At 70.7% G+C, this 25,591-nt stretch carries 25 protein-coding genes and 1 pseudogene; 13 read left to right on the top strand and 13 right to left on the bottom strand.

What is annotated here, in order from left to right:
• Window positions 1–101 precede the first annotated feature (101 nt).
• The 10 genes from EOT10_RS01445 (at window position 102) to EOT10_RS01400 (ending at window position 9,559) form a co-directional block, all read left to right on the top strand.
• Window positions 102–1,799: a nitrite/sulfite reductase gene (locus tag EOT10_RS01445; RefSeq protein ID WP_127826161.1), complete on the top strand. Its 1,698-nt coding sequence runs from the start codon at window positions 102–104 to the stop codon at window positions 1,797–1,799.
• Window positions 1,796–2,107 carry a hypothetical protein gene (locus EOT10_RS01440; RefSeq protein ID WP_127826160.1) on the top strand — a complete coding sequence of 104 codons (312 nt, stop codon included), beginning with the start codon at window positions 1,796–1,798 and terminating at the stop codon, window positions 2,105–2,107. The genes EOT10_RS01445 and EOT10_RS01440 overlap by 4 nt, the downstream gene beginning before the upstream one ends.
• On the top strand, window positions 2,104–2,817 hold the full coding sequence (locus EOT10_RS01435; protein WP_127826159.1) for a phosphoadenylyl-sulfate reductase: 714 nt from the start codon (window positions 2,104–2,106) through the stop codon (window positions 2,815–2,817). The genes EOT10_RS01440 and EOT10_RS01435 overlap by 4 nt, the downstream gene beginning before the upstream one ends.
• The gene (gene cysC, locus EOT10_RS01430) at window positions 2,817–3,398 is read left to right on the top strand and encodes an adenylyl-sulfate kinase (RefSeq protein WP_127826158.1); all 582 of its coding nucleotides are present in this window, start codon (window positions 2,817–2,819) and stop codon (window positions 3,396–3,398) included. Before EOT10_RS01435 ends, cysC begins: the two co-directional genes overlap by 1 nt.
• Window positions 3,395–4,333, top strand: coding sequence for a sulfate adenylyltransferase subunit CysD (gene cysD, locus EOT10_RS01425; protein ID WP_127826157.1), 939 nt, complete (start codon window positions 3,395–3,397; stop codon window positions 4,331–4,333). The genes cysC and cysD overlap by 4 nt, the downstream gene beginning before the upstream one ends.
• Before the next feature lie 2 nt (window positions 4,334–4,335).
• Window positions 4,336–5,694, top strand: a complete 1,359-nt coding sequence (locus tag EOT10_RS01420; RefSeq protein WP_127826156.1) for a sulfate adenylyltransferase subunit 1 — start codon at window positions 4,336–4,338, stop codon at window positions 5,692–5,694.
• A gap of 230 nt (window positions 5,695–5,924) precedes the next feature.
• Entirely contained in the window at window positions 5,925–7,043 is a 1,119-nt protein-coding gene (locus EOT10_RS01415) for an aliphatic sulfonate ABC transporter substrate-binding protein (protein WP_127826155.1), read from the top strand.
• 51 nt (window positions 7,044–7,094) lie between these two features.
• A complete protein-coding gene (locus EOT10_RS01410) occupies window positions 7,095–7,886 on the top strand; it encodes an ABC transporter ATP-binding protein (protein ID WP_127826154.1) in 792 nt (263 codons plus the stop codon).
• Window positions 7,873–8,802: an ABC transporter permease gene (locus EOT10_RS01405; RefSeq protein WP_127826153.1), complete on the top strand. Its 930-nt coding sequence runs from the start codon at window positions 7,873–7,875 to the stop codon at window positions 8,800–8,802. Before EOT10_RS01410 ends, EOT10_RS01405 begins: the two co-directional genes overlap by 14 nt.
• A gap of 7 nt (window positions 8,803–8,809) precedes the next feature.
• Window positions 8,810–9,559 carry a sirohydrochlorin chelatase gene (locus tag EOT10_RS01400; RefSeq protein WP_127826152.1) on the top strand — a complete coding sequence of 250 codons (750 nt, stop codon included), beginning with the start codon at window positions 8,810–8,812 and terminating at the stop codon, window positions 9,557–9,559.
• Between the two features lie 10 nt (window positions 9,560–9,569).
• Here EOT10_RS01400 and EOT10_RS01395 read toward each other — a convergent pair whose 3' ends face one another.
• The 7 genes from EOT10_RS01395 to mgt all read right to left on the bottom strand — a co-directional run bounded on the left by EOT10_RS01395 (window position 9,570) and on the right by mgt (window position 15,735).
• On the bottom strand, window positions 9,570–10,214 hold the full coding sequence (locus tag EOT10_RS01395; RefSeq protein WP_127826151.1) for a mycothiol-dependent nitroreductase Rv2466c family protein: 645 nt from the start codon (window positions 10,212–10,214) through the stop codon (window positions 9,570–9,572).
• A gap of 67 nt (window positions 10,215–10,281) precedes the next feature.
• Complete coding sequence (locus EOT10_RS01390; protein WP_127826150.1) at window positions 10,282–10,851, bottom strand: TIGR03086 family metal-binding protein; 570 nt, start codon at window positions 10,849–10,851, stop codon at window positions 10,282–10,284.
• A 61-nt stretch (window positions 10,852–10,912) separates the two neighbouring features.
• Window positions 10,913–11,281 (bottom strand): nuclear transport factor 2 family protein, encoded by a 369-nt coding sequence (locus EOT10_RS01385; RefSeq protein WP_127826149.1) that lies wholly within the window; start codon window positions 11,279–11,281, stop codon window positions 10,913–10,915.
• Window positions 11,274–11,825 carry a DUF1697 domain-containing protein gene (locus EOT10_RS01380; protein ID WP_127826148.1) on the bottom strand — a complete coding sequence of 184 codons (552 nt, stop codon included), beginning with the start codon at window positions 11,823–11,825 and terminating at the stop codon, window positions 11,274–11,276. The genes EOT10_RS01385 and EOT10_RS01380 overlap by 8 nt, the downstream gene beginning before the upstream one ends.
• 77 nt (window positions 11,826–11,902) lie before the next feature.
• Window positions 11,903–13,114 carry a S8 family peptidase gene (locus EOT10_RS01375; RefSeq protein WP_127826147.1) on the bottom strand — a complete coding sequence of 404 codons (1,212 nt, stop codon included), beginning with the start codon at window positions 13,112–13,114 and terminating at the stop codon, window positions 11,903–11,905.
• A gap of 252 nt (window positions 13,115–13,366) precedes the next feature.
• Complete coding sequence (locus tag EOT10_RS01370) at window positions 13,367–14,320, bottom strand: CDP-alcohol phosphatidyltransferase family protein (protein ID WP_127826146.1); 954 nt, start codon at window positions 14,318–14,320, stop codon at window positions 13,367–13,369.
• A gap of 203 nt (window positions 14,321–14,523) precedes the next feature.
• Window positions 14,524–15,735 carry a macrolide-inactivating glycosyltransferase gene (gene mgt, locus EOT10_RS01365; protein ID WP_127826145.1) on the bottom strand — a complete coding sequence of 404 codons (1,212 nt, stop codon included), beginning with the start codon at window positions 15,733–15,735 and terminating at the stop codon, window positions 14,524–14,526.
• A gap of 227 nt (window positions 15,736–15,962) precedes the next feature.
• Between mgt and EOT10_RS01360 the strand changes: the two genes are divergently transcribed.
• The gene (locus EOT10_RS01360; protein ID WP_127826144.1) at window positions 15,963–16,388 is read left to right on the top strand and encodes a MarR family winged helix-turn-helix transcriptional regulator; all 426 of its coding nucleotides are present in this window, start codon (window positions 15,963–15,965) and stop codon (window positions 16,386–16,388) included.
• Between the two features lie 28 nt (window positions 16,389–16,416).
• Complete coding sequence (locus EOT10_RS01355) at window positions 16,417–17,211, top strand: IclR family transcriptional regulator (RefSeq protein ID WP_223280698.1); 795 nt, start codon at window positions 16,417–16,419, stop codon at window positions 17,209–17,211.
• Window positions 17,212–17,215: 4 nt separating this feature from the next.
• On the opposite strand, the gene EOT10_RS01350 is transcribed toward EOT10_RS01355, so the two are convergent.
• From EOT10_RS01350 to EOT10_RS01340, 3 genes are all read right to left on the bottom strand, one after another.
• Complete coding sequence (locus tag EOT10_RS01350) at window positions 17,216–18,808, bottom strand: MFS transporter (protein WP_127826142.1); 1,593 nt, start codon at window positions 18,806–18,808, stop codon at window positions 17,216–17,218.
• A 37-nt stretch (window positions 18,809–18,845) separates the two neighbouring features.
• The gene (locus EOT10_RS01345) at window positions 18,846–20,210 is read right to left on the bottom strand and encodes an alpha/beta hydrolase (protein ID WP_223280697.1); all 1,365 of its coding nucleotides are present in this window, start codon (window positions 20,208–20,210) and stop codon (window positions 18,846–18,848) included.
• A gap of 282 nt (window positions 20,211–20,492) precedes the next feature.
• Window positions 20,493–21,677 carry an RNA-guided endonuclease InsQ/TnpB family protein gene (locus EOT10_RS01340; protein WP_127826141.1) on the bottom strand — a complete coding sequence of 395 codons (1,185 nt, stop codon included), beginning with the start codon at window positions 21,675–21,677 and terminating at the stop codon, window positions 20,493–20,495.
• A 108-nt stretch (window positions 21,678–21,785) separates the two neighbouring features.
• On the opposite strand from EOT10_RS01340, the pseudogene EOT10_RS01335 reads away from it, so the two are divergent.
• Window positions 21,786–22,414: pseudogene (locus tag EOT10_RS01335) on the top strand (flavin reductase family protein); the annotation flags it as partial.
• Between the two features lie 28 nt (window positions 22,415–22,442).
• On the opposite strand, the gene EOT10_RS01330 reads toward EOT10_RS01335, so the two are convergent.
• Genes EOT10_RS01330 through EOT10_RS01320 form a run of 3 tightly spaced genes read right to left on the bottom strand, consistent with a single transcriptional unit; the run spans window position 22,443 to window position 25,554 of the window.
• On the bottom strand, window positions 22,443–23,729 hold the full coding sequence (locus EOT10_RS01330; protein ID WP_127826140.1) for an ABC transporter substrate-binding protein: 1,287 nt from the start codon (window positions 23,727–23,729) through the stop codon (window positions 22,443–22,445).
• A complete protein-coding gene (locus tag EOT10_RS01325) occupies window positions 23,726–24,559 on the bottom strand; it encodes a carbohydrate ABC transporter permease (protein ID WP_127826702.1) in 834 nt (277 codons plus the stop codon). Before EOT10_RS01325 ends, EOT10_RS01330 begins: the two co-directional genes overlap by 4 nt.
• Before the next feature lie 59 nt (window positions 24,560–24,618).
• Window positions 24,619–25,554 (bottom strand): carbohydrate ABC transporter permease, encoded by a 936-nt coding sequence (locus tag EOT10_RS01320; protein WP_127826139.1) that lies wholly within the window; start codon window positions 25,552–25,554, stop codon window positions 24,619–24,621.
• Window positions 25,555–25,591: the final 37 nt, after the last annotated feature.

Below are 25,591 nucleotides of genomic sequence, written 5' to 3'. Positions count from 1 at the left end.
CGCCGCACGCTTTTCCTTTAACTCCCCCTGCGCACCGCCGCGCCCCTGCGCGAGTGTGCAGGTCAGAGCCGCCCTCAGCCCGTTTTGAAGGACGTAAACCCATGGCTGCCACCCCTGAAAAGCCCACGACCGCCGCGCCGCGCCGCAAGGTGAGCCGTCACCGCGGCGAGGGCCAGTGGGCCGCGGGTCACTTCACGCCGCTCAACGGCAACGAGCAGTTCAAGAAGGACGACGACGGTCTCAATGTGCGGACACGCATTGAGACGATCTACTCCAAGCGCGGTTTCGACTCCATCGACCCCAATGACCTCCGTGGCCGGATGCGCTGGTGGGGGCTCTACACCCAGCGCAAGCCCGGGATCGACGGCGGCAAGACCGCGATCCTGGAGCCGGAGGAGCTGGACGACGAGTTCTTCATGCTCCGCGTCCGCATCGACGGCGGCCGGCTGACCACCGAGCAGCTGCGCGTCATCGGCGAGATCTCGCAGGAGTTCGCGCGCGGGACCGCCGACATCACCGACCGGCAGAACATCCAGTACCACTGGATCCGTATCGAGGACGTGCCCGAGATCTGGCGGCGCCTCGAAGCGGTCGGGCTCTCCACGACCGAGGCCTGCGGTGACACGCCCCGCGTCATCCTCGGTTCGCCCGTCGCCGGGGTCGCGGCCGACGAGATCATCGACGGCACGCCCGCCATCGACGAGATCCAGCGCCGCTTCATCGGCAACCCCGAGTTCTCAAACCTGCCCCGCAAGTTCAAGACCGCCATCTCCGGTTCACCGCAGCTCGACGTGGCGCACGAGATCAACGACATCGCGTTCGTCGGCGTGAACCACCCCGAGCACGGCCCCGGCTTCGACCTGTGGGTCGGCGGCGGCCTGTCCACCAACCCCAAGCTCGGCCAGCGCCTCGGCGCCTGGGTGCCGCTCGACGAGGTGCCGGACGTGTACGGCGGCGTCATCGGCATCTTCCGCGACTACGGCTACCGCCGCCTGCGCACCCGTGCCCGTCTGAAGTTCCTGCTCGCCGACTGGGGCACCGAGAAGTTCCGGCAGATCCTTGAGGACGAGTACCTCCAGCGGAAGCTGGTCGACGGCCCCGCGCCCGAGCAGCCCGCCGGCACCTGGCGCGACCACCTCGGCGTGCACCGCCAGAAGGACGGCCGCTTCTACGTGGGCTTCGCGCCCCGCGTCGGCCGGGTCGACGGCACGACCCTCACCAAGATCGCCGAGCTCGCGGGCGAGCACGGCTCGGGCCGTCTGCGCACCACCGCCGAGCAGAAGATGATCGTGCTCGACGTCACCGAGGACCAGATCGAGTCGCTGGTCGCCGGTCTTGAGTCCCTGGACCTGAAGGTCAACGCCTCCCCGTTCCGGCGCGGCACCATGGCCTGCACGGGCATCGAGTTCTGCAAGCTCGCCATCGTCGAGACCAAGGCGCGCGGCGCCTCGCTGATCGACGAACTGGAGCGCCGCGTCCCGGAGTTCGACGAGCCGCTCACCATCAACATCAACGGCTGCCCGAACGCCTGCGCCCGTATCCAGGTCGCGGACATCGGTCTCAAGGGCCAGCTGATGCTGGACAAGGACGGCAACCAGGTCGAGGGCTACCAGGTCCACCTGGGCGGCGCGCTCGGCCTGGAGGCCGGGTTCGGCCGCAAGGTCCGTGGCCTGAAGGTCACCGCGGCCGAGCTCCCCGACTACGTCGAGCGAGTCCTCAAGCGCTTCCAGGCGGAGCGCGAGGACGGCGAGCGCTTCGCCACGTGGACCGCGCGTGCGTCCGAGGAGTCGCTGTCGTGAGCGAGCGTGCGGCCCCCTTCTTCTGCCCCTACTGCGGTGACGAGGACCTGCGTCCGAACGAGCAGGGTCACGGCGCGTGGGAATGCGCGGCGTGCAATCGGGCCTTCCAGCTGAAGTTCCTCGGGCTGCTGGCCCGGGGCGTGAGCCGCAGGAGCGCGTCGGTGTCGAGCAGCCGAGCGCGCGGAGGCCCTGACGAAGGAGGGGCTGAGCACGGTCGGCTGCTCGACACCGACTTCGGCGCTCCGGAGGCGAATGCCTCTGAAGAGGGCAGCGTTCAGCGCAATGACGGTGGAGGGGAAGAGATATGACGACCACTCAGGACACTGAGCTGACGGAACTCGACCTGCGAGAAGTGGCCGAGCGGGCCGGGCGTGACCTTGAGGACGCGTCCGCCCTGGAGATCCTCACCTGGGCCATCGACACGTTCGGCACGAGCTTCTGCGTCACCTCCTCCATGGAGGACGCGGTCGTCGCGCACCTCGCGTCGCGCGTCAGGGCCGGCGTGGACGTCGTCTTCCTCGACACCGGCTACCACTTCCCCGAGACCATCGGCACCCGCGACGCCGTCGAGGCCGTGATGGACGTCAACGTCATCACGCTCACCCCGCGGCAGACCGTCGCCGAGCAGGACGCGGAGTTCGGTCCGAAGCTGCACGACCGCGACCCCGACCTGTGCTGCGCCATGCGGAAGGTCAAGCCTCTTGAGGAGGGCCTGAGTTCGTACACGGCGTGGGCCACGGGACTGCGCCGCGACGAGTCCCCGACGCGGGCGAACACCCCGGTCGTCGGCTGGGACGAGAAGCGCCGCAAGGTGAAGGTCTCGCCGATCGCCCGCTGGACGCAGGACGACGTCGACGCGTACGTCGCCGAGCACGGCGTGCTGACCAACCCCCTGCTCATGGACGGCTACGGCTCCGTGGGCTGCGCCCCCTGCACCCGGCGTCTCCTCGAGGGCGAGGACGCGCGGGCGGGCCGCTGGTCCGGCAGCAACAAGACCGAATGCGGGATCCACGGCTGATGCCCCCTCAGACACCGAGTCAGTCCACAGAGACTTTGGAGAAGCAAGTGACCGGAGCCACCGTCTGGCTCACGGGTCTGCCGAGCGCGGGCAAGACCACGATCGCCAACGAACTCGCCGGCCGGCTGCGCGCCGAGGGCCGCAAGGTCGAGGTGCTCGACGGCGACGAGATCCGCGAGTTCCTGTCGGCGGGCCTCGGCTTCAGCCGCGAGGACCGCGACACGAACGTGCAGCGCATCGGCTTCCTGGCCGAACTGCTCGCCCGTAACGGCGTGCTGGCGCTCGTCCCCGTGATCGCGCCGTTCGCGGACAGCCGTGAGGCCGTCCGCAAGCGCCACCAGGCCGGCGGCACCGGCTACCTGGAGGTGCACGTGGCCACGCCCGTCGAGGTGTGCTCCGTGCGCGACGTGAAGGGCCTGTACGCGAAGCAGGCCGCCGGTGAACTGAAGGGGCTCACCGGGGTCGACGACCCGTACGAGGCGCCCGAAGCGCCCGACCTGCGCATCGAGTCGCACACCCAGACCGTGCAGGAGTCCGCGGCCGCGCTCCACGCGCTGCTCACCGAAAGGGGTCTCTCATGACGACCGTCGCACCCACCACGGGCGAAGAGACCGACAGCCCGTACGCCCTCTCGCACCTGGACGCCCTCGAGTCCGAGGCCGTGCACATCTTCCGCGAGGTGGCGGGCGAGTTCGAGCGGCCGGTGATCCTCTTCTCCGGCGGCAAGGACTCCATCGTGATGCTGCACCTGGCGCTGAAGGCGTTCGCGCCCGCGCCGGTGCCGTTCACCCTCCTCCACGTCGACACAGGGCACAACTTCCCCGAGGTCCTGGAGTACCGCGACCGCGTCGTCGCCGAGCACGGCCTGCGGCTCCACGTCGCGTCCGTGCAGGAGTACATCGACCGCGGCGCCCTCAAGGAGCGCCCGGACGGCACGCGCAACCCGCTGCAGACCCTGCCGCTCACGGAGCGCATCCAGAGCGAGAAGTTCGACGCCGTCTTCGGCGGCGGGCGCCGTGACGAGGAGAAGGCCCGCGCCAAGGAGCGCGTGTTCTCCCTGCGGGACGAGTTCTCGCAGTGGGACCCGCGCCGCCAGCGCCCCGAGCTGTGGCAGCTCTACAACGGCCGCCACGCGCCGGGCGAGCACGTCCGTGTCTTCCCGCTGTCCAACTGGACCGAGCTGGACGTGTGGCAGTACATCGCCCGCGAGGGCATCGAGCTGCCGCAGATCTACTTCGCGCACGAGCGGGACGTCTTCAAGCGGTCCGGCATGTGGCTGACCGCCGGTGAGTGGGGCGGCCCGAAGGACGGCGAGCCCGTCGAGAAGCGCGTCGTCCGCTACCGCACCGTCGGCGACATGTCCTGCACCGGCGCCGTCGACTCCGACGCGGCGACGCTGGACGCCGTGATCGCCGAGATCGCCGTGTCCCGGATCACCGAGCGGGGCGCGACCCGCGCCGACGACAAGATGTCCGAGGCCGCGATGGAAGACCGCAAGCGCGAAGGGTACTTCTAGACATGACCAGCACCACAGAGCAGCTGGCCGGCCTGTCGGCCACCACCCTGCTGCGGTTCGCCACCGCCGGTTCCGTCGACGACGGCAAGTCCACCCTCGTGGGCCGTCTGCTGCACGACTCCAAGTCGGTCCTGACCGACCAGCTGGAGGCCGTCGAGCGGGTGTCGCTCGGCCGCGGCCAGGAGGCCCCCGACCTGGCGCTGCTCACGGACGGTCTGCGGGCCGAGCGGGAGCAGGGCATCACGATCGACGTGGCGTACCGCTACTTCGCGACCCCGCGCCGCCGGTTCATCCTGGCGGACACCCCGGGGCATGTGCAGTACACGCGGAACATGGTGACCGGCGCGTCCACCGCCGACCTCGCCGTCGTCCTCGTCGACGCCCGCAACGGCGTCATCGAGCAGACCCGCCGGCACGCCGCCGTCGCCGCGCTCCTGCGTGTCCCGCACGTCGTCCTCGCCGTGAACAAGATGGACCTGGTCGCCTACGAGGAGTCCGTCTTCGCGTCGATCGCCGAGGAGTTCACGGCGTACGCGTCCGGTCTGGGCGTCCCCGAGATCACCGCGATCCCGATCTCGGCGCTCGCCGGTGACAACGTCGTGGAGCCGTCCGCGAACATGGACTGGTACGGCGGCCCGACCGTCCTGGAGCACCTGGAGACGGTCCCCGTCAGCCACGACCTGACGAGCTGCCACGCGCGGCTGCCCGTCCAGGTCGTCATCCGCCCGCAGACCGCCGAGCACCCCGACTACCGCGGCTACGCGGGCCAGATCGCGGCTGGCACGTTCCGCGTCGGCGAGTCCGTCACCGTCCTGCCGTCGGGCCGTACGTCGAAGGTCTCCGGCATCGACCTGCTCGGCAAGTCGGTCGACGTGGCGTGGACGCCGCAGTCGGTGACGCTCCTCCTGGAGGACGACATCGACGTCTCGCGCGGCGACCTGATCGTGCCGAGCGGTGACGCGCCCGCCACCTCGCAGGACGTCGAGGCGACCGTCTGCCACGTCGCGGACCAGCCCCTCGCGGTCGGCCAGCGGGTGCTCCTGAAGCACACCACCCGCACGGTCAAGGCGATCGTCAAGGAGATCCCCTCGCGGCTCACCCTCGACGACCTCTCGCAGCACCCGGAGCCGGGGCAGCTCGTCGCCAACGACATCGGCCGCGTCAAGGTCCGCACCGCCGAGCCGATCGCGCTCGACGACTACGCCGACTCGCGCCGCACCGGTTCGTTCCTGCTGATCGACCCCGCGGACGGCACGACGCTCGCCGCGGGCATGGCGGGCGAGGCCTTCGGCGGGAAGCCGCAGGCCGCCGCTGCGGACGAGGCCACGCAGGCCACCGACGACGACGGCTGGGACTTCTAGTCATGACGTCCATCGACATCTACTCGACGTTCGCGAAAGAGGGCGGCCGCGTCGGCAGCGGCGCCCTCGGCAGCGGTCAGGGCGGGGTCGCGCGATGTGCGCGATGACGTACGCGCACTGCCTGCGCGCCCACACCCCCCGCGACCTGTTCGTACGCAAGCGAAAACCTGCCGACCTCCCGGCCACGGCATAGCACCGTGACCGCCGGGCCAACGAGAGGAACACCTCCCGTGCCTGCCAACACTTCCGCCTCCTGGCGCCGCGGCCTCGCCGCCGTCGCCGCCCTGCCGCTCCTCGCGCTCGCCGCGACGGCCTGCGGCTACGGCTCCCAGGCGAAGGACGACACGTCCGGCAAGACGAACGTCGCCGCCAAGGGCAAGAAGCTCTCCGCCGACACCGTGAAGATCGGTTACTTCGGCAACCTGACGCACGGCACCGCCCTCGTGGGCAACCAGAAGGGCTTCTTCCAGAAGGAGCTCCAGGGCACGAAGGCGCAGTACCAGACCTTCAACGCGGGCCCGTCCGAGATCGAGGCGCTCAACGGCGGCGCCATCGACATCGGCTGGATCGGCCCGTCGCCGGCGGTCAACGGCTACACCAAGTCCCAGGGCAAGAGCCTGCGCATCATCGGCGGTTCGGCGTCCGGCGGGGTGAAGCTGGTGGTGAACCCGAAGAAGATCAAGTCCCTCGACGACGTCAAGGGCAAGAAGATCGCCACCCCGCAGCTCGGCAACACCCAGGACGTCGCGTTCCTGAACTGGGTTGCCGAGAAGGGCTGGAAGGTCGACGCCAACAGCGGCAAGGGCGAGGTCTCCGTGGTCCGTACGGACAACAAGATCACCCCGGACGCCTACAAGTCCGGCTCCATCGACGGCGCGTGGGTGCCGGAGCCGACCGCGTCCAAGCTCGTGGCCGAGGGCGGCAAGGTCCTCCTCGACGAGTCCGACCTGTGGCCCGGCAAGAAGTTCGTGATCACGAACATCATCGTGCGGCAGTCGTTCCTCAAGGAGCACCCGGACGTCGTCGAGGCCGTGCTGCGCGGCTCGGTGAAGACGAACGCGTGGATCAACGCCAACCCGGACGAGGCGAAGGCCGCGGCCAACAAGCAGTTGGCGGCCGACACCGGCAAGGCCCTTCCCGCGAATGTCCTCGACCCGGCCTGGAAGTCCATCCGGTTCACCGACGACCCGCTGGCCTCGACCCTCGGCACCGAGGCGGCGCACGCGGTGAAGGCGGGCCTGCTGGTGAAGCCCGACCTCAAGGGCATCTACGACCTGGCGCCGCTGAACAAGGTCCTCAAGGCCGAGGGCAAGGGCGCGGTCGCCGACGCCGGCCTCGGCGTCAAGTAGAGCCGCGTCAGCCCAGCCCGTAATCACTTGAGTTCCCAGGAGGTGACGACCATGGCAACCACCCTCGCCAAGGCCGCTGTGGACGGTACGGAGACCACCGGCCACGCCGCGCGGATCGAGCACGTCTCGAAGTCCTTCGCCACGCCCGCCGGGCAGCAGCTCGTCCTCGACGACATCACGCTCGACGTGGCGCCGGGCGAGTTCGTCACCCTCCTGGGAGCCTCGGGCTGCGGGAAGTCGACGCTGCTCAACCTGGTCGCGGGGCTCGACAAGCCCTCGTCCGGCGAGATCAGCACGCAGGGCCGGCCGGCCCTGATGTTCCAGGAGCACGCGCTCTTCCCGTGGCTGACCGCGGGCAAGAACATCGAACTGGCCCTCAAGCTGCGGGGCATCCCGAAGGCGGACCGCCGCACGCGGGCGGAGGAGCTCCTGGAGCTCGTCCGCCTGAACGGCGCGTACGACAAGCGGGTGCACGAGCTGTCCGGCGGTATGCGCCAGCGTGTGGCGATGGCCCGCGCGCTCGCGCAGGACAGTCAACTCCTGCTGATGGACGAGCCGTTCGCCGCGCTCGACGCCATCACGCGTGATGTGCTGCACGACGAGCTGACCCGTATCTGGCGCGAGACGAACGTCTCCGTCCTGTTCGTCACCCACAACGTCCGCGAGGCGGTGCGTCTCGCGGAGCGGGTCGTGCTGCTGTCGTCGCGGCCGGGCCGGGTGGCGCACGAGTGGCGGGTCGGCATTCCGCAGCCGCGCCGCATCGAGGACACCGCCGTGGCGGAACTGTCCGTCGAGATCACCGAACAACTGCGTGGGGAGATTCGCCGCCATGGCCAGCACTGAGACGACGACCGCGAGCAAGGCCGTGGGCCCGGCCGCCGTCACCGACTCGGGTCCCGGACAGGACCTGGCCGGTCTGGAGGCGGGGCTCGACGCCCTGGAGACGGTGCAGACCGTCCGTACGCCGCTGCGCCAGACCCTGGTGCGCAAGGTGCTGCCGCCGCTGACGGCGGTGGTCCTGGTCCTGGTGGCGTGGCAGGCCCTGGTCTCCTTCAAGATCGTCACCGATCCGAGCAAGCTGCCCCCGCCGTCCGCGGTGTGGGACGAGGTGTCCAGCGCGTGGTTGCAGGGGACGCTCCTCGACTACATCTGGACGAGTGTGTCGCGCGGCCTGCTGGGCTTCCTGCTGGCCCTCGCGATCGGCACCCCGCTCGGTCTGGTCGTCGCCCGCGTCCGCTTCATCCGGTCGGCGATCGGCCCGATCCTCTCCGGCCTCCAGTCGCTGCCCTCGGTCGCCTGGGTCCCGCCGGCCGTGATCTGGCTGGGCCTCGACAACAAGATGATGTACGCCGTGATCCTGCTCGGCGCGGTCCCCTCGATCGCCAACGGCCTGGTGTCGGGCGTCGACCAGGTGCCGCCGCTGTTCCTGCGGGCCGGCCGCACCCTCGGCGCGACGGGCCTGCGCCACACCTGGCACATCGTGCTCCCGGCTGCGCTGCCCGGCTATCTCGCGGGCCTGAAGCAGGGCTGGGCGTTCTCGTGGCGCTCGCTGATGGCCGCGGAGATCATCGCCTCGTCGCCCGACCTGGGCGTCGGCCTCGGACAGCTCCTGGAGAACGGCCGCAACGCCAGCTCCATGTCCATGGTCTTCCTCGCCATCTTCCTGATCCTGATCGTCGGCATCGCCATCGACCTGCTGATCTTCAGCCCCCTGGAGCGGCGCGTCCTGCGCGGCCGCGGCCTCCTCGTGAGGAGCTGACCCCGCCATGTCCCGGTACCCCGCCCGCCCGGTCCTGCTCGTGATCGCCCACGGCAGCCGCGATCCGCGCCATGCCGCGACGGTGCACGCGCTCGTCGGCGCGGTGCGGGCGCTGCGGCCGGGGCTGCGCGTGGAGACGGGGTTCCTGGACTTCAACGTCCCCTCGGTGCAGGGGGTCCTGGAGTCCCTGGCGGCGGAGGGCGTGCGCGACGTGGTCGCCCTGCCGCTGCTCCTGACGCGCGCGTTCCACGCGAAGGCGGACATCCCGGCGGTCCTGCGGCAGGCCCCGGCCGGGCTGCGGATCCGGCAGGCCGAGGTGCTCGGCCCGTCACCGCTGCTCCTCTCGGCGCTCGAACGCCGTCTGTACGAGGCCGGGCTCACCCCGGCCGACAAGCCCACGACCGGGGTCGTCCTGGCCTCGGCGGGCTCCACCGACCCGGAGGCGATCGCAGTGATCGCTGAAATCGCGCGGGAGTGGCGGCACACCGGTTGGTGCGCCGTGCGGCCTGCGTTCGCCTCCGCATCTCTGCCCCGCACGGAGGACGCCGTGGCGCGACTGCGCGCCGAGGGCGTCCGCCGCGTGGCGGTCGCCCCGTACGTCCTCGCCCCGGGTTTCCTGCCGGACCGCATCGCGCGGGGCGCCGCCGGAGCCGATGTCCTCGCGGACGTCCTCGGCCCGGCCCCCGAGGTCGCCCGGCTCCTCGTGGAGCGCTACGAGGCGGCGGCCGTACGGGAGTTGGTCGCGCCGGCCGCCTGACAGGGCGGCGTCAGGAGAAGTCGAGCCCGCCGGTCCTCGTCCGCTTCAGCTCGAAGAGGTCGGGGTGCGTCGCCAGGGTGCGGAAGCTGTCGAAGAGGCGGACGGCGTCCTCGCCGCGCGGGATCGCGCGCAGGACGGGACCGAACCACACCGTGCCGTCCACATGGATCGTGGGCGTGCCCACATAGCCGTCGGAGCCGGGCTCCTTGCCCGCGTCGTGGGAGCGGCGGACCGCTTCGTCGTACGCCGGGTCGTGCGCCGCCCCGGCGAGTGAGGCGGGGAGGCCGAGTTCGGCGAGCGACTCGGCGACGACCTGGTCGAAGTCCTCGTTCTTCGCCTCGTGGATGCGGGTGCCGAAGGCCGTGTAGAGGTCCCGCAGGACGTGGTCGCCGTGCTGTTCGGCGGCGGCGACGGCGACCCGTACCGGGCCGATCGACTTGTCGACCAGCTCCCGGTACCAGTCGGGGAGTTCGTTCCCGGTGTTGTGCAGATACAGGCTCATGGGGCGGAAGCGGAGGTCGAGGGCGCGTTCACGCTCGACCTCCAGCATCCAGCGCGAGGTGATCCACGCGAAGGGGCAGGCGGGGTCGAAGTAGAAGTCCACGCGGGACGGTTCGTCGGATCCGGTACGGGCGGTGTCGGTCGTCGTCTTCATGACGCTGACGCTATCGGCCGGGTGGCCCGCCCGGGTGGTCCACTTCTCCCCCGTTTCCCCGGGCCATTCAGCGCGGGTCGCGGCCGCTCAGGGCGAGGGCGCGGTGGAACAGGGGCGCGTCGTCCGGCACCGGGACGGGCTCGGCGAAGCCGTCGTACTGGCGGTACTCCTCGGCGTTCGCCTCGACGACGCCGTACAGGAGGCGGGCCGTGTCGTCGGAGACCCGGTAGTCCTGGCCGGTGGCGTGGGCCACGTCCCAGCCGTGCAGGGCCAGTTCGGCGATGAGCAGCGCGGCGATCGCGGGCGCGGGCATCCTGGCGAAGCCGAGGTCGATCTCGCCCTCCCAGACGGCGGGGTCGGACCAGGCGGCGACGGCCTTGTCGAGCTGGACGGCGTACGCCTCGGCCCAGCCGGTGTCGGCGGTGAAGTCACGGGCGGTGAGCTCGTCGGGGAGAGTCGTGCGCAGGGCCCGGTGCTCCAGGCCGTGCGAGGTGTACAGGACCCAGTGGTTGACGAGGGCGCGCACGTCCCAGTCGCCGCATCCGCTCGGCTCGGGCAGCCGCGCCGCGTCCACGCCCCGCGCGACCCTGGCGGCCTCCGCGGCGCATTCCTTCATGGAGGTGTACTCGTTTTCCATGCGGCAAGCGTCTCGCGCGGGGGCCTCCGGCGGCTTGAAGAAACGCGACAGCCCGCGGGGCTCAGTTCCGGCTGAACGGCGTCCCCTGGTGGAAGTACAGCAGCCAGCCCTCCTCGTGCCGCCGCCACAGTGAACTGCGGTGGGCGCGGGCTCCGTTGCGGTCCGTCTCGAACGTGAGGTGGACGAGACCGGAGGCGAGCCGTACGCCCTTCATGCGCGAGACGGTGAGGGGCCGTGCGCCCGGTTCGCTCGTCGCGGAGAGCGCGGCGATGATCGAGGCGCGGTCCCAGCGGCGGCCCGACGCGCCGAACTCGAAGTAGTCCGGGTGCAGCAGCTCGCCGAGGAGCTCCGGGGAGCGGCGCACCTCCGGGTCGAGCAGGCGCAGTTCGCCCTCGATGGCGGCCTCGACGGCGCTGTTGAGCTCAGGCACCGGTCATCTCCACGAGCTTGACGACGGTGTTCCAGTTCCGGGACGTGGCGATCAGGCCCTTGTTGAGGCCCGGCCGGGAGAGCTGCGCCGCGAGCTTGGAGCGGCCGAGGCCCTCGGGGGCGTAGAGGTACAGCTCGCGGGGGCCGAGGCGGAAGTCCTCGGGGGCGAAGGCGGCCGGGTCCACGGAGGCGAACCGCCCGGGAGTGACGGGACCGGAGAAGTAGGTGACGTGCAGCTGCTTGCCTTCGAGGGTGTCCGCGGGGAAGGGGCACGCGTCGACGACCGACTTGAGGGAGGCGTGATCGCGCACGATCACGTCCACGGCGAAGCCGAACTCCTTCTCGATGGCCGCGCTCAGCTCGGCCGCGAGGGATTCCTCGTCACCGTGATCACTGGTGAACGTCGCGTTCCCGCTCTGCAGATACGTCCGTACGCCGCCGAGCCCGAGCCCTTCGAGGAGGGGACGGAGCCGCGCCATCGGGACCTTCTTGCTGCCGCCCACGTTGATGCCGCGGAGCAGTGCCGCGTACGCCTTGGTCGTCATGGGCACACACGATAGGCGGCCGCCGCGCCCCGTGGGGGAGGGCACGGCGGCCGCCGGTCAGAGGTACCGCGCGGGTGTTACTCGACGATCTTGAGGAGCTTGTTGGGCGTGCCCTCGGTGGCGTTGGAGATCTTGTCGGGCGTGGCGCCGTCGGTGAGCGCCTTGGAGACGTCGGCCGGGGTGGCGTCGGGGTGACCGCTCAGGTAGACGGCGGCGGCGCCCACGACGTGGGGGGTCGCCATCGACGTACCGGAGATGGTGTTGGTGGCGTCGTCGCTCGTGTTCCAGTCGGAGGTGATGTCCGAGCCGGGGGCGTAGATGTCCACGACGGAGCCGTAGTTGGAGAAGTCGGACTGCTGGTCGTCCTTGGTGGAGGAGGCGACGGTGATGGCCTCCTTGACGCGGGCCGGGGAGCCCTGGGACGCGTCGGCCGACTCGTTGCCCGCGGCGACCGCGAAGGTGACGCCGGAGGCGATGGCCTTCTGGACGGCCGCGTCGAGCGCTTCGTCGGCGCCGCCGCCGAGCGACATGTTGGCGACGGACGGGCCCTGGTGGTTCTTGGTGACCCAGTCGATGCCGGCGACGACCTGCTCGGTGGTGCCGGAGCCCTGGTCGTCGAGGACGCGGACGGCGACGATCTTCGCCTTCTTGGCGACGCCGTGCGCGTCACCGGCGATGGTGCCGGCGACGTGCGTGCCGTGACCGTTGCCGTCGTCGGCGCTGTTGTCGTTGTCGACGGCGTCGAAGCCGTAGGAGGCCCGGCCGCCGAAGTCCTTGTGGCTGATGCGGACGCCGGTGTCGATGACGTACGCGGTGACGCCCTGACCGGCGCTGTCCGGGTAGGTGTACTTTCCGTCGCCGGCGGTGTCGGTCTGGTCGATGCGGTCGAGGCCCCACGACGGCGGGTTGTCCTGCGTCGCGTCGATGTGGAACTTCTTGTTCTGGACGACCTTGGCGACGGACGAGTCGGCGGCCAGGCGCTTGGCCTCGGTCTCCGAAAGTCCGTTCACGGAGAAGCCGTTGACGGCGGAGGAGTACGAGCGCTTCAGCTTGCCGCCGTACTCCTTGGCGAGGTCCTGCTTGGCGTCGGTGTTCGCCTTCTTGTCGAGCAGCACGATGTAGCTGCCGGACACGGCGCCCTTGGCGTCGAGCCCGTAGACCTTGCCCTCGGTGGGGGTCGAGGCGCCTGCCAGGGAGCCCGCGAAGAGGGACACGCCGACCGCGGTGGCGGCGGTGGCTATCGCCGCGGTGAGCTTGACCTTGTTGCGGGCACGCTTGTGAATGGCCATGAAGAGGGGTCTCCTCGTGGTTTCTGTGGGGGGTTTGTGGGGGGTGTTTCGTTGTTTCGCTGTTGGTTCGTTGTTTCGCTGATGGTTCTCACGCGTCCCCCGGCAATCTCCGGAAGATCTCCGGGGGTTGGCACGAAACACTGTCCGATTGACGCGACCAGATCAAGGCCTACATACACCTGTGACTTGTTCAACAAGCCTTCGTAATAACAATTCGGGCTTCGCCCAACACATCGGACTCGGGGAATTCCCTCAGTGCGTCGCGCGAAGAGGCTGCCGCGCGAAGGAGTCGATCGTGCGCGTGAAGTCGCGCGTCGACAGGAGCAGCTTGTAGACGATGGCCAGCTCGAAGAGGAGCAGCAGCGCTCCGGAGACGACCGTCGCCCACAGGACCTGGTCGGTCAGCGGGCCGATCATGAAGACGCCCATCTGGAACTCGATCCCGCTGATGAGATGCGTACGGATCCGGTGCCGCAGCAGGAACGCGCGCAGCCGCAGATAGACGGGGAAGCGGCTCCTGAACTCCTGGTGCAGGTCGACGACTCGGGCCCTCTCCTGCGGCGCTTCCGGCTCGTCGGCCGCCGCCTGCGTCTTGCGCAGGTCATGGTCGATGTCCGCCTCGGGGTTGTCGCGGAGCAGGTCCTCCATGAAGGCGAGCTCCGCCGCGTTCTCGGCGCGCCTGGCCTCCCGCACCCGCTCCTTGATCTGCTTGCGCATGGAGTGGCGGATCTTGAAGATCTCCAGGGAGTTGATGTAGCGCAGGGTGTCGAGGCCGACGACGGCCAGGGCGAGCCAGATGTAGAGCTCGTCGCCGGTGCGCTCGTACTGGCCCGCCATGAGCGCGACCCCGCACACCATGACGCGGATGCGGTCGAAGACGAAGTCCAGCCAGGCGCCGAAGACCGAGCCCTGACCGGTGAGCCGGGCCACCTTGCCGTCCATGCAGTCGAGGACGAAGCTCAGGTGGTAGACGACGGCGCCGGCGATCAGCCAGCGCCAGTCGGCGAGCCAGAAGCAGACGGCCGAGCCGAGTCCCAGGACGAAGGCGCCCCAGGTGATCTGGTTCGGGGTGACCCTCGTGCGCATCGCCGCGAGGCGCACGAGGGGGGTGGCGACGGGGTCGACGAGCAGCACGGTCCACCACGCGTCGCGTTTCTTCTGGGTGATGCGGCGTACCTCGTCGAGGGGCGGTATGTCTCGGCGCATGGCGGGCCAACTTCCTGGCGTTCGGCGTGAGTTCACTTCACGCTAGAAAGGGCTTCACACCAGGTTCAAGTAGCGCTGAGTGCAACCTTTGACCGGGGGTAACGGTCGAACTCCATGGCCAAGTCGATGACTTCGCCAGGGACCGCCTGCGTTATCCGAGCGTTACCCATTCACCGGTCCGTGACCAAACGCGCGCCGCCCCTTCACGGCTGACGCGCAACCACCCCGGCCACCGCCTCCACCAGGTCGGCGGCGCGTGCCGTGCCGCCCTCCCCCGCCATGTCCGCCCGGATCTCCTGAAGCCGGCGCGCCACCTCGGGGTCGCCCGCCACCGCGAGCACCGCCTCCCTGAGCGTCCCGGCCGTCGCCTCCTCCATCGGTACGTGGCGTGCGACGCCGAGCGCCTGGAGCATGTCGGCGTTGCCGAACTGGTCGACGGCCTGCGGCACGGCGACCATCGGGGTCGCGGTGGCGAGGCCCTCCTGGCTGCCGCCCGCACCCGCGTGCGTGATGAAGGCGTCGGCCTCGCGCAGGATCGCCAGTTGCGGCACCCACGGGTGCACCTCGATGTTCGCGGGGATCTCCCCGAGCTCCGTCACGTCGATGAACTTGCCGACCTGGAGGACGACATGCCAGCCGGGGAGCCCGCCGAACGCCTCGACGCAGGACCGGTAGAAGGCGGGCTGCTTGGTGAACGTCGAGCCGAGCGAGACGAGGAGCACCTTCTCCGCGCCGGCCGGCCGCTGCCACTCCCCCTGCGCCGAGCGGTCCCCCTGGCAGGCGCCGACGAAGGCGTAACGACTCTCGTCGACCCGGTCGGCGTTGGGCTGGAGCGCCTTGGGGATGAGGACGAGGCAGCGGTCCGGGCGGCCCATGAAGTCCTCGACCGTGATGTCGAGCCCGTTCGAGCGGATCCAGTGGTCGAAGGTCTCGTAGAACGCCTTGCCGCGCGGCGTCTGCTTCAGCGGCTCGAACATCGGCTTGCCGACCTCTTCGTCGTAGCCCTCCCAGGCCACGAGGTTCGGCGAGAACTGCACGATCGGCACGTTCCAGCGGTGGGCGAGGACGCGGGCCGGGTACGCGGTGATGTCGTAGAGGACGAGGTCGGGCTCGTCCCCCTCGTACAGGTCGACGAGCTGGGGCAGGGCCTGCAGGGCGTCGGTGAGGAACGGTTCGAGGTGGTCGATGAGTTCGGTGCCCCACGCGTCCGGGTCGTCGTCGGTGGGGAGCGTGGAGTGCCAGACCTTGGGCTCGGCCCCGGCCTCGGCGACCTTGTCGGCGAACTGCGGCGGGATCGCGTACGTCACGCGGTACCCGCGGGCGACGAGCTCCCGGATCACCTCGATGCTCGGGTTCACGTGCCCGTGGGCGGCGATGGAGAACATGGCGATGTGGGTGTTCCTGGGGGCGGTCATGGCGCAACCGTAGGCGAGACGAAACGTCTCGTGCAACTCAATTCCCCGTCCTGGCCGCCGCCCCCGCCCTCCCGAGGTCGACGAGAAGAAAGCTATGACCAATCATTGTTGTCAACAATAGTTGCCGTAAGCCTTTAAGTCCTTCATGCTGGAGCCGACCTCACGCACCCCCGTGCCCCCACGGACCGACCCCGGAGCCCGACATCACTGACGAAGATGCGCCCTGGATGCGCACCCTGCACGCCGACACCGGCTATCTCCTCTACCGGCTCGGGCTGCACTCGGGCCGGCTGTTCAACGCCACGCTCGAAGAGTTCGGCCTGCGGCTGCGGCACTATGCGCTGCTGCGCTACCTCGCCACCGTGGAGGGCGCCCTGCAACGCGAGCTGAGCGACCGGCTCGGCTACGACCCGAGCGCCATCGTGAGCCTCGTGGACGACCTGCAGGAACTCGGCCTGGTGGAGCGGGGACCCGCGCCCGGCGACCGGCGCAGCCGCATCGTCGCCCTCACGGACAGGGGCAAGGACGTCCTGCGCGACACCGACAAGGGCAGCCGGCGCGTCACCGACGAACTGCTCGCACCCCTCGCCCCCAAGGAACGGGCCACGTTGCAGGCCCTGTTGGCGAGGGTCGCGGAAGCGGACCGGGGCTGACCCGCCGGACATGAAGGAGCCGTCGGACATGACAGACCCGCCGGACATGGCAGAGCCGTCGGACGACTCCGCGGACGCGGCACGCAGCCGTTCCGCGGCGGAGCGGCTCCTCGCGGTGCTCGGCGCGTTCGACCACCGCAGACCCGCGCTGTCCCTCACCGAGATCGGCCGCAGGGCCGGGCTTCCGCTGGCCACCGCTCACCGTCTGGTGGGCGAGCTCACCGTGTGGGGCGCCCTCGAGCGCGACGTGGCGGGCAGCTACCACGTCGGGCTGAGGATCTGGGAACTCGCGGCGCTGGCCCCGCGCGGCCCCGCCCTGCGCGAGGCCGCGCTGCCGTTCCTGGAGGACCTCTACGAGGCGACCCACGAGAACGTGCATCTCGCGGTGCTCGACGGCCTCGACGTCGTCTACATCGAGCGGCTGTCCGGCCGCCACGCGGTCGGAGTCCGCAGCCGACCCGGGGCGCGCTGGCCGCTGCACGCGACGGGCGTCGGACTCGTCCTGCTCGCCCACAGCGCCAAGGCCTTCCAGGACCAGGTCTGCGGGCGGCCGCTCGCCGCCTTCACCCCGCACACCCTGTCCGACCCCGCCCGCCTGCGCCGTGCCCTGGCCGAGGTGCGGCGCACCGGGTGCGCGGTGGCGGACCGTCAGATCACGGACGACGCGGTCTCGGTGGCCGCGCCCGTGCGCGGGCCGCGCGGCGACGTCGTGGCCGCGGTCTCGCTCGTGGTCCCCTCGGCCGGGACACAGCCGCACTCGCTGGTCCCGGCCGTACGGCTCGCGGGGCGCGGCATCTCGCGCGCTCTGGGCTGGCGGCCCTGAGGAGTCAGGGGGAGACCGCGGCGGCCGAACCGTCGGCGTCCCGGACGGCCGTGTCCGTACCCTTCTCCCGGCCCTTCTCCCTGGCCGGGCGCAGGGCTACGAGTACGAGGAGTGCCGACAGTGCCGCCGCCGCCCCGCAGACGACGAACCCGATCGCGTAGCCGTGGCCCAGCGCCTCGAGGGCGTATGGTGTCGCCGCCCCGGGAGGGGAACCCGGCGGTACGGAGTTCAGGGCGAGCGGGCCGCCCTCCGCGAGGACCTCCCCGGCCGCCGCCCTGGCACCCGGCGCCAGGTCCGACGTACCGATCGCGCCGTCGAGGCGGGACGCCGCCCGGCTGAGTGCTACCGCGCCGATGACCGCGGGACCGAGGGTGAAGCCGAAGTCGCGCAGCAGGTTCGTCGAGGCGCTGGCCATGCCCGCGAGGTGGGCCGGTGCCGCGTTGACGGCGGTCGCCGTGACGGAGGAGACGGTGAAGGCGAAGCCCACCCCGACCAGGCCGAGCGGCAGGATCAGCGAGGGCAGGGCCCGGTCGGTCACGCGCAGCGAGGCGGCGGCGAAATCGCCCGCGGCCATCAGGGTCAGGCCGCCGGCGAGCAGCAGACGCGGCGCCACCCGGGTGAGCAGCCGGGTGGTCAGCGGGGTGAGGAACGGAGTGATGCCGTTGAGCAGCAGGAAGGCGAACGCGGTGCGCAGCGGGCTCTGGTGCTGGATGGGACCGAGCCGGATGCTCGCCGCGTACGCGGTGCCGAGGAAGGCGAACATGCCTACGACGGTGACGGCGGAGGCCACCGCGAACGCCCGGTCGGCGAAGAGGTCGAGGCGCAACAGCGGTGAGCGCGCCCGCAGTTCGGCGACGACGAACAGGCCGAGGAAGACGGCGGCGATCAGGAAGGCGGTGACCACGGGCACGGAGCTCCAGCCGTCCATCGGCCCCTGGATGACCCCGTAGAGCAGGGCGAACGCGCCGACGCCGATGGTGATCTGTCCGCCGATGTCCAGCGAACGGCCCTCGGGCGCACGGGAGTCGTGGGCGAGCAGCAGGCTGGTGAGGGCGCTCACCGCCGCGACGGCCGTCACCACGACGAAGGCCCACCGCCAGGAGCCGTAGTTCCCGGTGACACCCCCGAGCAGCGGGGCGAGGAAGCCGCCCGCGGACAGGCTGGACGCCCACAGGGCGATGGCGCGGGTCCGGCTCGCCGCGGTGGTGCTGCCCGCCGCGATCATGGCCAGCGAGGTCGGGAACAGCGCCGCGGCGCCGAGCCCGGCGAGCGCCTGCCCGGCCCAGAGCTGGTGCACCCCCGCACTGAGGGCGGCCACCGTCTCACCGATGCCGAGGAGCACGGCGCCGCCGACGAGCAGCCGTTTGCGCCCGAAGAGGTCACCGAGGACACCGAAGGTCAGCTCGAGGACGGTGACGGGGAGCAGGAACGCGTCGGATATCCACGTCAACTGGGAGCCCACCGGGTGCAGATGCTCCTGGAACAGGCCGTTGAGGGTGGCCGGAAGGGCGATGCCGATCTGGGCGAGACAGACGGCGAGGCATCCGGCGATCAGGGTTCCGGCGGTGAAGCGGCCGGTGATTCTCCGTGCGGGCATGGGACATCCCTGGGTCGAGGGTCGGAAGGGGAACGGTTCAGCGGGAGCGGGCCGCGCCGTTCAACTCGCCCGGCCTGTACGGGACATACGCGGCGCCTCCCAGGCGCAGGCCGAGCGCCGCGCTCTGCAGAGCCGCGGGCCGTTCGGCGCCGTCCCAGCGTCCGAGGGCGGCCCTGCGGTCGATCGCGTGCACCGCGGCGACGGTCTCCGCGGTGGTGAAGGTGCAGTGCCCGGGGCGCGCGACGTACGCCTGCCGCAGCAGGGACCCGTCCCCGGCCGCCCGCACCCGGTCCGCGAACGCGTCCTCCTGCTCCACGGGTACGAGGTTGTCGGCGACGGTGTGCACGTCGAGCAGCGGTACGCCGAGGCCCTGCCCCGCCGACGAGGTGCGCCGCGCGGCGGCCACCGCGGCCGGATCGGCCACCGTCCGGGGCCCTGCGGCGAGCACGGCGAGGTCGGCGCGCAGGTCGAGCCCGGCGGCGCGGTACAACTCCCGTACCTGTGGCGCGTGTTCGGAGCGGGCCAGTAGGGCGGCGTAGTCGGTGCCGGCGTTGCCCGAGTTGTTGCCGCCCACCGACTGCTCCATCGCGTACCGCCCGCCCTCGATGAACGTCAGGAGGCCCTGGGCCAGCCACGCGTACTGCTGCTCCTCCTGGGCCGCCGCGTCGTGCGGCGCGGGGGGCTTCGCGCCGGACGACCAGGCGGACAGATTGAGATAGGCGGCGGCGAGCGCGATACGGGCCCGGCCCTCCGCCGTGTCCTGCGCGGACGTCACGGCCGTGGTGAGCCGGTCCGCGGTGGCCGACGCCTCGGCCGCGTCGGCGAAGCCGGTGAGCCGCACCTCCTGCCCGGGCAGCAGCAGCCGGGCGAGCGTGTACTCCGCGTTGAGCTGATAGGTGTCGAGGTCGGTGCCGCCGGCGACCAGGCCGCACATGCCGAGCGCTCCGTCGACGCGGCCGGCGCCGTCGCGGGCGATCCGGGCGTTGACGAGGCCGCCCATCGACTGGCCCAGGGAGAGCGTGCGCGCCGGGTGTCCCACCGCGGCGGCGAACGCGTCGAGCGTGGCGAACTGGTCGCGCTCGGCGCTCTCCAGCGCCCACATCGAGCCGTGTGGATCGTAGGAGGAGCCCGCCAACGCGTAGCCCTCGGCGAGGAGTTGGGAACGTACGGCGGGCGTGGGCGCGTCCTGGGCGACGGTCGGGCCGAAGCCGTGCGAGAAGAGGACGAGGGTGCCGTTCCAGTGGGCGGGGACGTCCGCGATCCAGGTCGCGTCGTCGGCCAGGGTTCCGGTCAGGTGCCGGGCGGTCGCCGCGTCGTCGGCCTCGGCGGCGGCCGGCGCCGCGATGGTGAGAAGCAGCGCGGCGGCGAGCGCGGCGAGGGCGCGGGGCAAAGGTGCGGGCACGATGAGGCGCTCCGTTCTGCGGGAGTTCCGAGAGGGTGCGGGGGCCGCCGGGGAGTGCCGGCGAATGCATGGAATGTAGAGCTCAATAATTGCTGAGGTCAATGATTGGGGGCCGCCAACATACTCCGGCTTCCGCCCGGCGGAAGAGCCGTTGCCGGGGCGTCGCCCCCGTCACGACGCTGGGGGCACACCACGGCACGGCGAAGCAGAGCCGCTTCGCCCTTCAGGGACGGGAGTGCCATGTCCGAGTTCGCGCGGAACCATTGGTATTTGACTTGCTCCTCAGGCTGAGGCCCGGGGATTTTGGCCTTCGCTCTCGTTACTGTGCCGCTGCGCGGCACGGGGTTCGGGAGTGAATCCGTGGCTTCCTGCTTCGTCGCGCTGTGCCGGGACGGATCCTGGTCTTACCTGCGCTCCACAGGCTGAAACCGCCGGTCCGGCGGCCGTTCTCACGTTCTTCGCGGCGTTGTGGTCGCGGTCATGGACGGCACCGCAGGCGGCACAGGTCCACTCCCGCACGTCCAGGGGTTTGGGCCCGTCCTTGAACCCGCACGCCGAGCAGACCTGGCTGGTCGGCTCGTACCTGCCGATCTTCACCAAGGTCCGCCCGTACCGGACCGCCTTGTACTCCAGCATGTTCACGAACTGCGCCCAGCCCGCGTCGTACACGCTCTTGGCCAGGCGGGTGCGCGCCAATCCCTTGACCGCCAGGTCCTCCACGCCGATCGCTTGGTTTTCACGGATCAGCTTCGTGGAGAGCTGGTGGTGGAACTCGCGGCGCGCGTCGGCCACTTGCGCGTGGGGGCGGGCCACCTTCAGGCGGGCCTTGGTTCGGTTCTGCGACCCCTTCTGCTTTCGCGACAGATCCCTCTGGGCACGCTTCAGTTTCTTCTCCGCACGGCGCAGAAACCGCGGGAAGTCGATCTTCCTGCCGTCGGAGAGGACCGCGAAGTGGGTAAGGCCCAGGTCGATGCCGACCATCTGGTCGGTGTCGGGCACAGCCATGGCGTCGGCGGCCGGATCGGTGTCGATGACGAAGGACGCGAAGTACCGGCCGGCCGCATCCTTGATCACGGTGACCGAGGTCGGAGCCGTGGGCAGGGAGCGGGACCATTTGACCTTGGCTTCGCCGATCTTCGGCAGGTTCAGCCACCCATTGTCAGTGATCGACCAGCGGGCATTAGCGGTGAACCGGATCGGCTGTCGGCTGTCCTTGCGGGACTTGAACCGCGGCGAGCCCACTCTCGCCCCCTTGCGGGTGCCCTTGAGGGAGGCGAAGAAATTGCGGTAGGCCCCCTCCACGTCGCGCAGAGACTGCTGGAGCACGACGGCGGACACCTCACCCAGCCAGGCCCGCTCCACGGTCTGCTTCGCTCGGGTGATCAGCTCCTTGGACAACTGTCCTGCGCTGGGGAACGGTTCGCCAGCCGCGTCCGGGTACAACCTGAAGGCGTACCGCAGCTGCATGACGATCACCCTAGAAAACACGTCGAACGCACACCGTCACGACGGAACGTTCGTACGAGCCCATCACCGGTTCCCCGCCTGACCCGGCCCGCCCGAACGGCACCGCGACGCTCCGCGTTCCCACTCCACGAGGCACCGGGCTACCGCTTCGTGGCGGGCGGCATCGGGATCACCCCGATCCTCCCGATGGTGGCCGCCGCCGAGGCGGCGGGCGCCGAGTGGAGCCTGCTGTACGGCGGCCGGACACGCGCCTCGATGGCGTTCCTCGACCGCCTCTCCGTGTACGGACAGAAGGTGCGCGTCGCCCCGAAGGACGAGACGGGGCTGCTCGACCTCGACGGGTATCTCGGGACGGCGGGGGACGGCGCCCTCGTCTACTGCTGCGGCCCGGGGCCGCTCCTCGACGCCGTCGAGGCCCGAGCGCCGCCCACACCGAGCGTTTCCGGCCCGTGAAGCAGGACGGGCCGGACCACGCCTTCGAGGTGGAGCTGCGGCGCTCCGGCCGCACCCTGACCGTGCCGCCCGGCCGCAGCATCCTGCACACGGTGCGCGATGCGGGGGTCGAGGTGCTCTACTCCTGTGCGGAAGGCACCTGCGGGACCTGCGAGACCGACATAGTGGAGGACACGGCGGACCACCGGGACTCGGTGCTCACCGCCGAGGAGCGGGCGTCGGGCGAGACGCTGATGATCTGTGTCTCGCGCTGCCGGGGCCCACGCCTCGTCCTCGATATGTGACCCCCCTCCCCGGCTTCCCCGTCCCGCCCTACCTCTGATATCTGGCGAGGACGAGATTCCCGTCCCTCACCAGGCGTTTGCGTAGCTCTCCCAGGCCGATGGAGCCGCTGTAGTACTCCTGGAGGGCGGGCGTCGCGACCTTGTCCTTCCACTCGGGGTAGCCCCGTACGGACTGTGCGGGGGCCGAGCGGAGGCCGCCCGCGAGGGCCGTGCCGGTCGCCCAGTCGTTCTTCGTGGTCCGCAGGGCCGGGTCCTTCAGGGCCTGCGTGCCGGTCGGCAGCATCCAGTCGCCGAGCGCGAGGCGGACCATGTTCCGCGGCCGCAGGAGGAAGTCGATGAACTGCGCCGCCTCCTTCTTGTGCGGGCTGTCCTGCGCCACGGACAGGGTCTGCGGCGAGACGCCCTGCGCGAGCCCGTCGCGGCCCGCGGGCGCCGGGAGCACCTGCCACTCGAAGCCCTTCGGCGCCTGCTGGACGATCTGCTGACGGTAGGAGAATCCGAGCGGCACCATGGCGTACTTGCCGGCGAAGAAACCGGGGAGCGTGTCCGAGCCGCTCATGCCGAGGGTCGCACCCGATGCGCTGCCGTCGGGGCCCGCCTGGTCGTGGACGGTCCGGGGCACGACCGCGTCGGCCGCGTCGAAACGGACCGTCACCTTGCCGTCCGCGCCGCGGTGGAACATGCGTCCGCCGGCCGAGAGGGAGAGGTTGAGGGTGGCCGAGACGGGTTCCTTCAGCGGCCAGGCGACACCGAACCTCCCGCCGCCGCTGAGCTTCTTGGTGACGCTCCGGAACTCCTCCCAGGACCACGGCTTCGCGGGCGTCGGGATCCGCACCCCGGCCGCCCGGAGGATCTTCGCGTTGGCGACGAGGACGCGCGGCTCCTGGAGGAACGGCACGCCGTAGACACCGTCACCGAAGGTCGTGGTCTCCCAACTGCGCTGCGGGATGCCGGACTTGAGGCGGGCGGGCAGCAGGTCGCGCAGGTCGGCGAGGTAGCCGCCGTACGCGAAGTCCGCGAGGTCGTCGGAGGCGTCATGGATGACGTCGGGCGCCTCGCCTCCCTCGAAGGAGGTCAGCAGCTGGTCGTGGACGCTGTCCCAGCTGCCCTGCACGTACTTGACCTGGATGTCCGGGTGGGCTGCGTTCCACTCCTTCACGAGCTGCTTGTTGGCGTCGACGGACTCCTTCTGCCAGGCCAGGGACTGGAATTCGAGGGTCACCTTGCCGTCGTCCACGGTTTTGCCGGACGAGCAGCCGGTGAGCAGCAGGGCCACGGCCGCGGCGACGGCGGCCCATGCGCGTACGCGCCTCATGACTTCACCGCCCCGGCCAGGATCCCGCCGGTGAGTCTGCGCTGGATGAGCGCGAAGATCACCAGTGAGGGCAGGGTGGCGAGGAACGCGGCGGCGGCCAGCGGTCCGAGGTCGGCGACGCCCTCCGCGCCGAGGAAGTGCGTCAGGACGACCGGCAGGGTCTGCCGCTCCGGCGTCTTCATCAGGACGAGCGCGAAGAAGAACTCGTTCCACGCGGTGATGAACGCGAAGAGCGCCGTCGCGACGAGCCCCGGCGCGAGCAGCGGCGCCGTGACCGAGACGAGCGTGCGCAGCTTTCCGGCGCCGTCCACGGCCGCCGCCTCCTCCAGCTCGCGCGGCACGGCCCGCACGTACCCGACGAGCATCCACAGCGCGAAGGGCAGCGACCACACCACGTAGACCAGGGTCAGGCCGGGCAGCGAGTTGATCAGGTGCAGGTTCTTCAGGATCAGGAAGAGCGGGATGATCAGGAGGACGAACGGGAACGCCTGGCTGATCACCACCCAGCCCGTCGCCGCGCGGGAGAGCAGGGAGCGGTGGCGGGCCATGACGTAGGCCATCGGCGTCGCGACGAGGACGGCGACGAGCGCCGCGCTCAGGGCCACGAGTACGGAGTTGACGGCGGCCCGCAGGAGGGGCTGCTCGTCGAACGCCTGACGGAAGTTGGCGAGCGTCGGGTCCTTGGGGATCCAGGTGGGGTGCAGGCTCGCCAGTTCGCGCGGCGGCTTGAAGGCCGTGGAGATCAGCCACAGGAACGGGAACGCCAGGAAGACGAGATAGGCGAGCAGCGCGAGGGACTGCCCGGCGCGCGCCGGCCTGCTCGGCCGGATGCCTGTACGGGTACGGCCACGGGTACGGGTATGGGTACGGGTATGGGTACGGGTACGGCTCACTGCTCGTCGCCTCCCTTGAGCCGGCCCACGAGATGGAAGGCGAGGATCACGGAGATGACCGCGACCATCCCGCAGCCCATCGCCGCCGCATAGCCGAACTGGCCGTAGCGGAAGGCCTCTTCGTAGGCGAACAGCATCGGCAGGCGGGTGCGGCCGCCCGGGCCACCGTTGGTCAGGACGTAGACCAGGGCGAACGCGTTGAAGTTCCAGATGAAGTTGAGCGCGGTGATGGCGAGGGCCACCGGCTTGAGCGCGGGCCAGGTCACCGCCCGGAAGCGGCCCCAGGCGCCCGCGCCGTCGAGGGCGGCGGCCTCGTGGAGTTCGGGCGGGGTGTTCTGGAGCCCGGCGAGCAGGGCGACCGTGGTCTGCGGCATGCCGGCCCAGACGCCGACGACGATGACGGCGGGCAGTGCGGTCGCGAGGCCGGTGAGCCAGTCGCGCCCGTCGCCGAGCCCGAGGTCACGGAGCGTCTCGTTGAGGATGCCGGCGTCCGGGTGGTAGACGAGGCGCCACATGATGCCGACGACGACCTCGGGCATCGCCCAGGGAATGATCGCGAGGGCCCGCGCCAGCCAGCGGAAGCGGAGGTTCTGGTTGAGCAGGAGCGCGAGGCCGAGCGCGAGCAGGAACTGCGGGACGGTCACGCCGACGGCCCATAAGAGGCCGATCCGGAAGGACTCCCAGAACAGCGTGTCGTGCAGCAGGTCCTGGAAGTTGAGCGCGCCCACCCACCGGGTCGGCGCGGTGCGGCCCGCCTGCGCGTCGGTGAACGACAGCGCGATGCCGTAGAGGAGGGGCCCGACGCTGAGCACCAGGATGGGGATCAGGGCGGGCAGCACGAGGAACCAGGCGCCGTGGTCCACCAGGCGCCCCCGGCCGGGCGGCTCGGACACACGCTTCACCGGCCGCTTCGTCGCGGTGGCCAAGGTCACGGCATCGGCTCCTTCGGGCGGGCGGGTGGGAGAGGTC

This window comes from Streptomyces antnestii (genome assembly GCF_004005495.1).
Taxonomy (GTDB): Bacteria; Actinomycetota; Actinomycetes; order Streptomycetales; family Streptomycetaceae; genus Streptomyces; species Streptomyces antnestii.
This window is presented reverse-complemented; position numbering and strand designations above follow the sequence as displayed.